Source organism: Pseudomonas sp. NPDC087342, assembly GCF_044744265.1.
In the GTDB taxonomy this organism is placed as follows: Bacteria; Pseudomonadota; Gammaproteobacteria; order Pseudomonadales; family Pseudomonadaceae; genus Aquipseudomonas; species Aquipseudomonas nunensis.
This window is the reverse complement of the sequence record NZ_JBIUXZ010000006.1, coordinates 253129-264533: the sequence shown is the minus strand read 5'-3', so window position 1 is coordinate 264533 and position 11405 is coordinate 253129. Positions and strand designations below refer to the sequence as shown.

The window sequence follows — 11405 nt, the reverse complement described above, 5'->3', positions numbered from 1 at the left end:
GCGAGACCTTTGGTTCCTTTGGGGCGTTTGCCAAAGGGACTCGCCGTAAGGGCGAAACCATTAGCGGCCGTTACCGCAGCAACGGATATACACCCCACCACCCACAACCTGGTCGGCCCAGAGGCCGCCAAGGCCTAGTCCCCTCGGACGATGCTCCCGACACAAGCAAGAGCAAGAATCCATCGCACTCCAGGCACAACGAAAGGGCTAGTGCAATGAACGACATCAATCTGAAAGCCGACATGCTCCAGGCCATGCGCCGCCTGGCCAAATCAGTCACCATCATCAGCACCAGCAACGGCTCCGAGCGGTTCGCCATGGCCGCCACAGCCGTCGACTCCCTCAGCACCGAACCACCATCGCTACTTATCTGCGTCAACAAAACCGCCTCACCGCACGCAGCGCTGGCCACCGGCGCCGACTTCTGCGTCAACATCCTCGGCATCGACCAACAAGACCTCGCCCACCTGTGCAGCGGCGCCATCAAAGGCGAAGCACGGTTCGACCGCGGCAACTGGCTCACCAGCGCCGGCGGCATCCCCTACCTGGGCGACGCCCAATCGGCGATCATCTGCCGCCAGGACGGCCACTTCAGCTACGGCACCCACACCGTCTTCATCGGACGCATCCTGCAAATACACACCAGCGACACCATCACCCCACTGGTGTACCTCGACGGCAGCTACACCACCACCGCCAACCCCGTCCCCTCCTTCGCCGTCGCCGGCTGAGGCCAGAAAAAATGGACAGCCTGAACGGGTTGACAGCGTTGCGAGTGAACAGCGCCGACCAGTTGCACTGGGATGACCGCTGCGACCTGCTGGTGGTCGGTTTCGGCGGTGCCGGCGCGTGTGCCGCCATCGAAGCCGCCAGTCGCGGTTTGGCAGTGCTGGCGCTGGACCGCTTCGAAGGCGGCGGCGCAACGGCACTCAGTGGCGGCGTGGTGTATGCCGGCGGCGGCACACCGTATCAGCGCCAGGCTGGTTATGACGACAGCAGCGACGCGATGTTCAATTACCTGCGTCAGGAAGTCGGTGAAGCGGTGAACAGCCAGACCTTGCGAAGTTTTTGCGAAGGCAGCGTCGAGCAACTGGCATGGCTGGAGCGTCAGGGTGTCGCGTTCGAATCCAGCGTGCCGCCGCATAAAACCTCGTACCCAAGCGATCAGTACTATCTCTATTACTCCGGCAACGAAGCCGTGCCAGCCTATGCCGCCACTGCCAAACCGGCACCGCGCGGCCATCGCACCAAAGGCCCCGGCATGTCCGGCGCCAGCCTCTTCGCCCCGCTCAAGGCCAGCGCCTTGCGCCACGGTGCGCGGTTGCGCAGCCAGTGCGAAGTGCGGCGCCTGGTGCTCGACATGAACGATCACGTGCTGGGAGTCGAAGCCTGGCACCTGCCGCCCGACAGTCCCGCCGCCCGTCATCATGCGCGACTCTCTCGCTGGGCCAGCGCCATCCACATGTACGCCCCGGCCTTGGCCGACCGTTTACGCGCCCGCTTGCGCCGCAGCGAGCAGACCCATGCCGAGCGTCAGCTGATTCGCGCCGAACACGGTGTGTTGCTGAGCAGCGGAGGCTTTATTTTCAATCGCCAGTGGGTCCGCCGCCATGCACCACATTATCTGGCCGGTTTGCCGCTGGGGACCACCGGCTGCAACGGCAGCGGCATCGCACTGGGCCTGAGCGCGGGCGGGAGCGTGGCGCGACTGGACAAAGTCAGCGCCTGGCGCTTTATCAACCCGCCGCTGGCCTGGGCCCGGGGATTGATCGTCAACGCGCATGGGCAGCGTTATGCCAACGAAGAAATCTACGGCGCGACCCTCGGCCACGTCATGGTCGAGGAACACGACGGCCGCGCGATTCTGCTTCTCAACCGGGCGCTGGTGCGTGAGGCATTGCGTCAGGTCGGCCCGGGCAAAGTCTGGCAATTCCAGCGCCTGCCGGTGTTGCTCAACTTGCTGTTCAACGCCCGGCGCAGCAACAGCCTGACGAAACTGGCCAAGCGCTGCGGGCTGCCCGCCGAATCCCTGCAACACAGCGTGCAGACCTACAGCCGCGCCGCGCGGGGCGAAATCATCGATGCCTTCGGCAAGTCGTCCGCCATGCTCGCCGACATGGACCAGGGTCCGTGGTACGCCCTCGATCTGTCCTTCGCCAGTCGCCTGTTCCCCTGCCCGGTCATCACCCTCGGCGGGTTGAAAGTCTGCGAACGCAGCGGCCAGGTGCTGGACCATGCCGACGCCCCGATTCGCGGCCTGTACAGCGCAGGGCGTAATGCGGTCGGGGTTGCTTCCAATTTGTATGTGTCCGGCCTGTCGCTGGCCGACTGCATTTATTCCGGTCGCCGGGCCGCGGCCCATGTGGCCGACCAAGTCGCACTTCAAACCACACGCTCAGGAGAACAACAATGCAACGTGTAGAAGGAAAAGTCTGCATCATCACCGGCGCCGCCAGCGGCATCGGTCGCGAAGACGCCCTGCTGCTGGCCCGTGAAGGCGCCAAAGTAGTGCTGACCGATCTCAACGAAGAAGCCGGACACCAGGTTGCCTCGCAAATCGGCAGCAACGCGCTGTTCATTCGTCACGACATTGCCAGCGAAAGCGACTGGCAACACGTCATCAAAACCACCCTGGAACACTTCGGGCGTCTCGACGTACTGGTGAACAACGCTGCGATCCTGGCGCTGGGCAGCATCGAAGACACCACGCTGGAGCTGTGGCAGAAGGTACAGAAAATCAATGGTGACGGCTACTTCCTGGGCTGCAAATACGCGATCCAGGCCATGAAGGAAACCGGCGGCGGCTCGATCATCAATATGTCATCGGTGGCAGCGCTCGGCGCGATGCCGATGTTCTGCGCCTACTCGGCCTCAAAAGGCGCAGTGGCGGCCATGACCCGCTCCATCGCTTTGCACTGCAAGCAACAGGGTTACCGCATTCGCTGCAACAGCGTGCACCCGGATGGCGTCAACACACCCATGACCCAGGCTCTGACTGGCGGTCAGCCGATCCCTCAGGAAGCCCTGGATCAGGACCCGATGAACCGCATGTGCGCGCCACGGGACATCGCCAACGTGGTGCTGTTTCTCGCCACGGACGAGTCGCGTTTCGTCAACGGTGCCGAGATTCGCGTCGACAACGCCCAATTGATCAGCGGGCTCTGAGGCCGAGGTGAACATGGGCACGCAGATGCAGAACCTGACACCGGCCGAATCCACAACGGGAAGCTATTCACTGAAAGTGTGCGCGGTGATCGACGAGACCGCCGATGCACGCTCGCTGGTGCTGGATATTCCGCCGCACCTGAGTGATCGCTTTCGCTACAAACCGGGCCAGTTCCTGAGTTTTCGCGTGCCCTGCGCCGGCAAGCTGTTGACCCGCTGTTATTCGATGGCCAGCTCTCCGTTCGCCGATGCACTGCCCAAAGTCACAGTGAAACGGGTCGACGGTGGCCGGGTGTCGAACTGGATGAACGAAGTGCAGGTCGGTGACTGGCTGGAGGTATTGCCGCCGGCCGGGCATTTCTGCCTGGACGAAGAGCAATCGGCTACAAGGCCGCTGGTGCTGTTCGGCGGCGGCTCGGGGATCACGCCGGTGTTTTCCATTCTCAAGTCGGTGCTGCACAACAGTCAGCGGCCCATCCAGTTGATCTACGCCAACCGTGACGAAGCCTCGGTGATTTTCAAGGATGAACTGTGTCAGTTGATCAAGGCGCATCCTGATCAACTGCACGTGGTGCATGTCCTCGACTCGGTGCAGGGTTTCCTGACCGACGCCCAGGTCCGTCATTTGCTGCGCGGTTCGGCGGGCGGCGATTACTTCATCTGCGGACCCGGTCCGTTCATGGACACCGTGGAGCGCACGCTGCTGGGACTGGGTGAAGACGCCGAGCGCATCCACGTCGAGCGTTTCGTCTCGCCGCCCGATCCTGACGAACTGCTGGCGGCAGACACCCTGGCCCGGGCCGCCGCTCTCGGCTCGACATGCGAAGCGCTGATCGTTGAACTTGACGGCCTGCAACACGAAATTGCCTGTCGCCCCGGCGACACCCTGCTGCAAAGTTGCAAAGCCGCCGGTCTGGACGTGCCTTCTTCCTGCGAAGAAGGGTTTTGCGGGGCCTGCATGTGCGTGGTCCAGGAAGGTGAAATCCAGCTGGCACGCAACGATGTGCTCAGCCCCAAGGAACTGGCTGAAGGCTGGACACTGGCGTGTCAGAGCCGCCCGACCGGCGCTCGAGTACGGCTGAAGTTCCCGGATTGAGCGCTCGTCAGCCATAGTCTCAACGGACGATCACCTTGATCGGGTCTGCGGTTAGACTCGGCCACAGCATTAGCCCACAACAATAAAAGAGGTGCAGTTATGGCTCGTTTGCAGAACAAGGTCGCGGTGGTAACCGGCGGCGCTTCAGGGATCGGTCTGGCCTGTGTGCGCCGCTTCGCCGCTGAAGGCGCGCAAGTGGTCGGTCTGGACATCGGCACCGCACCGGCGGATTTCCCTGGCCTGTTCATGACCCTCGACGTGCGCGATGAAGCGCAGGTGCAGCAAGTCATGCAAGAAGTCGTCAGCCATTTCGGAGGCATCGACGTGCTGGTCAACGCCGCCGGTGTCGCCGATCAGGGCAGCGTGACCCAGACCACCACCGCCAACTGGCAACGGGTGATGGACATCAACCTGACGGGCAGCATGCTCACCAGCAAATACGCGCTGGAATCAATGGTGGCGCAACGCGCGGGTTCGATCATCAACGTCGGCTCGATCTTCGGCCTGCAAGGCTGCGACGGCAACGTGGCCTATAACGTCTCCAAGGGCGGCATCAACCAGCTGACGCGCTCGATGGCGATCGACTACGGCTACGCCAATATTCGCGTCAACGGTTTGTGCCCGGGCCTGATCGAAACGCCGATGACCAGCATGGTCCGCGAGCAGGAAGCCTTTCACGCCTTCTTCGCCTCACAGCACATGCTCAACCGCTCGGGCCAACCGGAAGAAGTGGCCAACGTCGCGCTGTTCCTGGCCTCGGACGAAGCATCCTTCGTCAGCGGGCAAATGATCGCCGTGGACGGTGGTTTCTCCGCCGGCCGCCGCTTCGCCCCGCCCGCCGCCTGAATCGTCATCCGGCCGGGCGCCCTGCCCGGCCGCTCCCCTTTTCGCACTTGTCCTCTAGCCGAGGAGGCCCCATGCCGCCTGTCGCACACGCACTGACCATTCCCCAACTGTTCGCCAACGTGGCCCAGACCTACGGTGACCGCGCGGCCATCGAGGATGGGCACCGCTCGATCAGTTATCGCGAGCTCAACCAACTGCGTCGCCAGGCCGCCCGCGCGCTGCTGGCACTGGACGTTCAGGTTGGGGATCGGGTGGCGATCTGGGCGCCCAATGTCTGGGAATGGATCGTTGCCGCAGGCGCGTTGCAGAGCGTCGGCGCCGCGCTGGTGCCACTCAACACCCGTATGAAGGGCAGTGAGGCGGGTTACATCCTGCGCGAAAGCGGCGCCTGCGTGCTGTTTGCCATCGGTGAATTCCTGGGTGCCGATTACCCGCGCATGCTCGCCTCGGAAACGTTGCCGGCGCTGCGCCAGATCGTCACCCTGCGCGGCGGCGAATCCGGCACCCTGGGGTGGGAGGATTTTCTCGCGCGGGCGGACGACGTGCCGCAACTGGCACTGCAAACCCGCGAACGCAGTGTCGGCCCGCAAGCGCTGTCCGACCTGCTGTTCACCTCGGGCACCACCGGTAAACCCAAAGGGGTGATGACCTGCCACGGGCAGAACCTGCGAATCGTGCGCGACTGGAGCGAAGTCGTCGGCTTGCGTGAGGGTGATCGCTACCTGATCGTCAATCCGTTCTTCCATTCTTTCGGCTACAAGGCCGGTTGGCTGGCGGCGCTGATGCGCGGTTGCACCATCGTGCCGCAGCAGGTGTTTGATGTGCAGGCCGTGCTTGAATGCGTCCAGCGCGAGCGCATCACCGTGTTGCCGGGGCCGCCGACGCTTTATCAATCGCTGCTCGCCCATCCGCAACGCAAGGATTTTGATCTGAGCTCATTGCGCGTCGCGGTGACCGGGGCCGCCGCGATTCCCTTGGAGATGATCCAGCGCATGCGCGACGAACTGGGGTTTGCCACGATCGTCACCGCTTATGGCCTCACCGAAGTCTGCGGTTTCGCGACGATCTGCCGCCCAGGCGACGCCCAGGAGTTGGTCGCCAATACCAGCGGACGCGCGATGCCCGGTGTCGAAATCCGCTGCGTCGCCAGCACCGGGCGCAGCCAGCCAGCCAATGTCCCCGGCGAGATCCAGGTGCGCGGTTACAACCTGATGCAAGGCTATTTCAATGATCCGCAGGCCAGCCAGGAGATCGTCGATGCCGATGGCTGGCTGCACACCGGGGACATCGGTGTACTCGACGAACAGGGTTATTTGCGCATCACTGATCGTCTGAAGGACATGTTCATTACTGGCGGTTTCAACGTGTACCCGGCGGAGATCGAACACTGTTTGCTGACGTATCCCGGCGTGGCCCAGGTCGCGGTCATCGGCATCCCCGACGAGCGCCTGGGTGAAGTGGCGATGGCTTTCCTGCTGCCGGCGCCGGGCAGCGAGATCGAGCCGGCCCGATTCCTCGCCTGGTGCCGTGAACAGATGGCCAACTACAAAGTCCCGCGCCGGGTGCAAGTGCTTGCGAGCATGCCACTGAACGCGGCGGGCAAAGTGACCAAGAATGTGTTGCGTGAGTGGGCGTTGATGTCAGTCAGTTGAGCCAAGGGTGTGCGCAAAAAGATCGCAGCCTTCGGCAGCGCATACATCTGATCGTTCCCACGCTCCGCGTCACAGCGTCACAAGCGAACGCAGAGCGTCCATAGCGGCATTCCCACGCAGAGCGTGGGAACGATCTGCGTCTACTAGATAACCCGCGCGGGATGCTGCCGACGCGGGTCGCCGAGCAACGCGCGATGGGACGGTGGCTGGCGGCCTTCATCTTCGCTGATGCCATACCCGGCAGCGATTTCGGCGGTGATCAAGGTCTGTCCGGAGAACGTCATCAACTGCGAATCATTGAGCAAGGCATGCATCACCCGGCCGTTGAATTGCGGGGTTTCGGCATTGGCCAGAAACGCCCGGTATTGCTCGCCATGCTGCTCGCCGGCAATCCGCGTGCGCTCGGTCAGTTGCGGGCCGAGCCACAGCGACAACGCCGCCACGCCCTTCCCTTCGAAATCGATGGCCATGTCAGCCGCCAGCTTATCGACCCCGGCCTTTTGCGCACCGTATGCTGGCCCGTGCATGTAACACCCGGCACCGAATGACGAGGTGAAGCAGATCAACCCCTGGCCGCTGCGCAACAACAACGGCGCCGCAAAGTAACTGGCGATGTAGGCCGAGCGCAGACCGACGTCGAGGATCCGCACCAGGTCCAGCGGTTTCTCCCAGAACGGCCCCGGCTCGATCAACTGGTCATGGATAAACGCAGCATTGTTCACCAGTAAATCCAGGTGCCCGCATTCCTGCTCAACCCGGGCGAACAGCGCTTGAACCTGCGCATCGTCGCCATGATCGCAAACCACTGCGATGCCGCGCCCACCGGCCGCGGTAATCGCGGCGGCGGTGTCTTCCAGGGAGCCGCGCAACGCATGCCCGTATAGCATCGACCCGCCATGCGCCGGGGCGCGTCCAGTGACGAACACCGTCATCCCCGCAGCGCCAAGGGCCAGGGCAATGCCCTGGCCGACCCCGCGACTGGCGCCGGTCACGACCGCGACTTGCTCACGTGGCTGATTCATTCGACGCTCCTGAGTGCACTTTTGACCGCGCTGGCCTGGCTCTGATGTTTGATGTGATTGGCTGCCAGGTAACCGAAGGTCATCGCCGGCCCAATGGTCGAACCCGCGCCCGGGTACGTGCGGCCCATCATCGACGCGGCGCTGTTACCGATGGCATACAAGCCGTTGATCGGTTGCCCGTCCTCGTGCAGGACCCGGGCGTGAACATCGGTCAGCAAACCACCCTTGGTGCCGATGTCGCCGGCGTCGATGCGCACGGCGTAGAACGGGCCGTTGAGCAACGGCGCGAGACACGGGTTGGGCTGCACATTTGGATCACCGTAGTAACGATCGAACAGCGATTCACCCTTATGAAAATCGTCGTCGCGGCCCTGCACGGCCATGCTGTTGAAGCGCTGCACCGTGCGCTCCAGCCCGGCCGCATCGACGCCGATCTTTTGCGCCAGTGTTTGCAGGTCCGAGGCTTTGTGAAAGTACTCGCGCAGGTGCTCGGGCAGTTGCCAGTCGCGCTGGGCATAACCTGGCAACAACGCGCCACACGGGTATTTGCGCCGGAACTCGGCGTCGAACACCATCCAGCACGGCACACTCACGGCGCCCTCGAGGTTGTTGGCGTACATCGCGTAGACGATATCGGTGTAGGGCGCCGCCTCGTTGACGAAACGCTCGCCGGCGGCGTTGACCATGATGCAACCCGGCAAGGTTCGCTCGACGAACAGGGCACGCTGTTTTTCTTCACCTTTGACATGGGTGGTCGGCGCCCACCAACTGTGTTCCATGAGGGCTGTGCGTGCGCCAATCGCCTGACCGGCGCGGATGCCGTCGCCGGTATTGTGCGGCGGCGTGGCACTCCACAACGCCTGGGTCGGCTGTGGCAGGTATTGCTCACGCATCGCCTGATTACGTTCGAAACCACCGGCCGCGATGATCACGCCGTAGCGCGCCTTGACGTTGAGTAACTGCCCGTCGCGACAGACGCGAGCGCCGCCCACCCGGTCGCCGACGATCAGCAATTCTTCCAGCGCACAATTCAACCAAAGGGGCTTGCCGCGATCCTGCAACGAACAACGCAAGGCACCGATCAACGCGTTGCCCAGGGTCAGGAACCGATCGCGACGAGACAATCGCCGCCCCTCGCGGTCACGCCAATAGCGCCACATCACCCGCAGGGTCAGGCGCAACCAGCCTGGGCCACGGCACAGCAACACCTGCGCCTCTTTCATGGTCATCGCCATGCGTCCCATCATCAGGGTGCCGGGCGATGGCGCGCGCATCCGCAAGAATTCTTCGCCCAGCTCGGCGGCGTCAAACGGTTGCGGGTCCATTGAGCGATAACCCGGTTTACCGCCTTCGACTTCCGGGTAGTAATCGGCATAAGCCGGTTGCGCTTCGAAGCGCACGCGAGTCTGTCGTTCGAGGTATTCGACCATTTCACGGCCGTGTTCGACGTAGGCCTCGATGCGCCCGTCGTCGATCTCGCCGTGGGTCACCGCACGAATGTAAGCAATGGCTTCGGCGGCTGAATCGCTGCCGCCAAGGGCCTTGATCCGATGGTTATCGGGGATCCAGATGCCACCGCCGGACACCGCCGAGGTGCCGCCATATTCGGCGCTCTTCTCGATCACCAATGCATTGAGCCCCAGGTCATGGGCACGCAATGCAGCGGTCATGCCCCCTGCTCCGGAGCCAATCACCAGTACATCGCAGCACTCATCCCATTTGATTTCGGCAGCGTTCATGCGGTCACCCTTGCTCAGCGCCCATCAGGCAGAAACCGCCGCCGCCAGATCTTCGCCCGGTGCAGTCGGTCTCGGGATTGTTCGCCGCAGGTCTTGCGGGGTCATCGTCCGATGGGACTAAGGCGCAGATCGAGGCTCCCTGACACCCTGTCCCCTGACTCCCTCCCCTGCAAATCGCTTAGTCCGCTTGGACGATGTTGCTTCCAAAAGCTGACTCCATAGTCGCCCACAGCAGCACTCACCCCCTGAAATTGCAGGTCGGGGCAGGCCTGACCTGGGCATGAGGACGACATGATAAAAACAATAATCGCCCCACCATCGCTTCACCCTCGCGTACAGCTGGCCGTGTTGTTGCTGGCCAGTGGACTGGGCAGCCAGGCCAGCGCGATGAGTTTCCAGCCGAACGAAGATTTGAGCGTCGACTGGGACACCACGCTGACTTACAGCCTGGCGTGGCGAACCGAATCGCGCGATCACAAGCTGACGAGGAATGCTGACGCCAACGATGGCGACAACGCGTTCGACAAAGGCAGCCTGATCAACAACCGCAGTGGTTTCCTCACCGAAGCCAACATCAAGTGGCGTGACGACTACGGGGTGTTCCTGCGGGCGACGGGTTTCTACGACAACGTTTACGACCAGGGCAACGACAACGACAGCGGCACGTCGAACTGCTTCGCCGGCGGTCATTGCAGCCGTCCCGACCGGTTCTCCCAAGACACCATCGATCAGCACCGCAATGAACTGCGCATGCTCGATTACTACGCTTATGGCACGTGGGACATGGGCGGGCACAACCTCAACGCGCGGCTCGGCAACCAAGTGGTGAGCTGGGGTGAAAGCCTGTTCTACCCCGGTATTTCCGCAGCGCAGAGCCCGGTGGATGCAACCAAATCGACTACGCCAGGTGTCGAGGTCAAGGAAATTCTGCTGCCCGTCGGCCAACTGTTCACGCAGTTCAGCCTGACCGACAGCCTCGATCTGCAGGCGTACTACCAATACAAATGGGAAAAAACCGAGCTGTTCGGCGTCGGCAGCTACTTCTCTACCACCGACTTTATCGACGAAGGGGGTTTCAACGACTCCACCGGGTTCCTGACGCGCCTTAAAGACGACAAGCCCAGCGACAGCGGCCAGTACGGCGTGGCGCTGACCTATGCCGCCGCGTCGCTGAACAACACCGAGTTCGGCGTCTACTACTCGCGTTATCACGACAAGACCCCGTCGCTGGATTTCCAGACAACGCTGGGACGTTACCAAGTGCGCTACTTCGACAACATCGACCTGTTCGGCGCGAGCTTCTCCACGGTGCTCGGCAGTGTGAGCTGGGCCGGTGAAGTCAGCTACCGCGACGGTACACCGGTGATGGTCGATAACGGGTTCTCCAGCCCGGTGCGCGGTAAAACCGTGCAGGCGCAGACGTCGATGATTTACGTGCTCGGCCCGACCTCCTGGGCCGACAACACCACCCTCACCGGCGAGCTGGTTTACAACACCGTGATCAGCAACGACAAGTCGCAGCCATTAAACCTGGCACCCGGCGTCTCGTTGCCGGGCACCGACAGCCTGGTCTACGACCGCGACGCCTGGGGTTACACGGTGCAGGCGAGCTTCGATTACAACGACGTGTTCAGCGGCTGGGACATGTCGGTGCCCATCACTTTCAGCACCGCCGCCCACGGCGACAGCTCGATGGTGGGTTCGATCAACTCAGGGCAAGGCGACGACCGCGCCAGTATCGGCAGCTCGTGGCGCTACCTCGGCAACTTCACCGTCGAAGCCCGTTACAACGCCTACCTGGGCAACGCCAACAACGCCCCGTTGGCCGACCGCGACAACGTCGCGCTCAACTTCAAATACCGGTTTTGATTCCCCTGATGGAGGA

General features: G+C 62.7%; 9 protein-coding genes. 7 read left to right on the top strand and 2 right to left on the bottom strand.

Going from position 1 to position 11405, the window contains the following annotated elements:
* Window positions 1-215: 215 nt before the first annotated feature.
* The 6 genes from ACIOYV_RS16415 (at window position 216) to ACIOYV_RS16390 (ending at window position 6759) form a co-directional block, all read left to right on the top strand.
* Entirely contained in the window at window positions 216-731 is a 516-nt protein-coding gene (locus ACIOYV_RS16415; RefSeq protein WP_401325157.1) for a flavin reductase family protein, read from the top strand.
* 11 nt (window positions 732-742) lie between these two features.
* The gene (locus ACIOYV_RS16410) at window positions 743-2422 is read left to right on the top strand and encodes an FAD-binding protein (RefSeq protein ID WP_401325154.1); all 1680 of its coding nucleotides are present in this window, start codon (window positions 743-745) and stop codon (window positions 2420-2422) included.
* Window positions 2410-3165, top strand: a complete 756-nt coding sequence (locus ACIOYV_RS16405) for a glucose 1-dehydrogenase (protein WP_401325151.1) — start codon at window positions 2410-2412, stop codon at window positions 3163-3165. Before ACIOYV_RS16410 ends, ACIOYV_RS16405 begins: the two co-directional genes overlap by 13 nt.
* Before the next feature lie 13 nt (window positions 3166-3178).
* Window positions 3179-4261 carry a 2Fe-2S iron-sulfur cluster-binding protein gene (locus ACIOYV_RS16400; protein WP_401325149.1) on the top strand — a complete coding sequence of 361 codons (1083 nt, stop codon included), beginning with the start codon at window positions 3179-3181 and terminating at the stop codon, window positions 4259-4261.
* Between the two features lie 99 nt (window positions 4262-4360).
* Window positions 4361-5107, top strand: coding sequence for an SDR family NAD(P)-dependent oxidoreductase (locus tag ACIOYV_RS16395; protein WP_401325146.1), 747 nt, complete (start codon window positions 4361-4363; stop codon window positions 5105-5107).
* Between the two features lie 71 nt (window positions 5108-5178).
* Entirely contained in the window at window positions 5179-6759 is a 1581-nt protein-coding gene (locus ACIOYV_RS16390; RefSeq protein ID WP_401325143.1) for a FadD3 family acyl-CoA ligase, read from the top strand.
* Window positions 6760-6902: 143 nt separating this feature from the next.
* Here ACIOYV_RS16390 and ACIOYV_RS16385 read toward each other — a convergent pair whose 3' ends face one another.
* On the bottom strand, window positions 6903-7781 hold the full coding sequence (locus ACIOYV_RS16385) for an SDR family NAD(P)-dependent oxidoreductase (RefSeq protein WP_401325140.1): 879 nt from the start codon (window positions 7779-7781) through the stop codon (window positions 6903-6905).
* Window positions 7778-9520: an FAD-dependent oxidoreductase gene (locus ACIOYV_RS16380; protein WP_401325138.1), complete on the bottom strand. Its 1743-nt coding sequence runs from the start codon at window positions 9518-9520 to the stop codon at window positions 7778-7780. The genes ACIOYV_RS16385 and ACIOYV_RS16380 overlap by 4 nt, the downstream gene beginning before the upstream one ends.
* 291 nt (window positions 9521-9811) lie before the next feature.
* On the opposite strand from ACIOYV_RS16380, the gene ACIOYV_RS16375 reads away from it, so the two are divergent.
* Complete coding sequence (locus ACIOYV_RS16375; protein ID WP_401325135.1) at window positions 9812-11389, top strand: DUF1302 domain-containing protein; 1578 nt, start codon at window positions 9812-9814, stop codon at window positions 11387-11389.
* The last annotated feature ends 16 nt before the right edge of the window (window positions 11390-11405 follow it).

What these genes read in the sequence shown, in the direction of transcription:
- ACIOYV_RS16415 (WP_401325157.1), top strand. Translation starts at nt 216, where the DNA reads ATGAACGACATCAATCTGAAAGCCGACATGCTCCAGGCCATGCGCCGC.
- ACIOYV_RS16410 (WP_401325154.1), top strand. Translation starts at nt 743, where the DNA reads ATGGACAGCCTGAACGGGTTGACAGCGTTGCGAGTGAACAGCGCCGAC.
- ACIOYV_RS16405 (WP_401325151.1), top strand. Translation starts at nt 2,410, where the DNA reads ATGCAACGTGTAGAAGGAAAAGTCTGCATCATCACCGGCGCCGCCAGC.
- ACIOYV_RS16400 (WP_401325149.1), top strand. Translation starts at nt 3,179, where the DNA reads ATGGGCACGCAGATGCAGAACCTGACACCGGCCGAATCCACAACGGGA.
- ACIOYV_RS16395 (WP_401325146.1), top strand. Translation starts at nt 4,361, where the DNA reads ATGGCTCGTTTGCAGAACAAGGTCGCGGTGGTAACCGGCGGCGCTTCA.
- ACIOYV_RS16390 (WP_401325143.1), top strand. Translation starts at nt 5,179, where the DNA reads ATGCCGCCTGTCGCACACGCACTGACCATTCCCCAACTGTTCGCCAAC.
- ACIOYV_RS16385 (WP_401325140.1), bottom strand. Translation starts at nt 7,781, where the DNA reads ATGAATCAGCCACGTGAGCAAGTCGCGGTCGTGACCGGCGCCAGTCGC.
- ACIOYV_RS16380 (WP_401325138.1), bottom strand. Translation starts at nt 9,520, where the DNA reads ATGAACGCTGCCGAAATCAAATGGGATGAGTGCTGCGATGTACTGGTG.
- ACIOYV_RS16375 (WP_401325135.1), top strand. Translation starts at nt 9,812, where the DNA reads ATGATAAAAACAATAATCGCCCCACCATCGCTTCACCCTCGCGTACAG.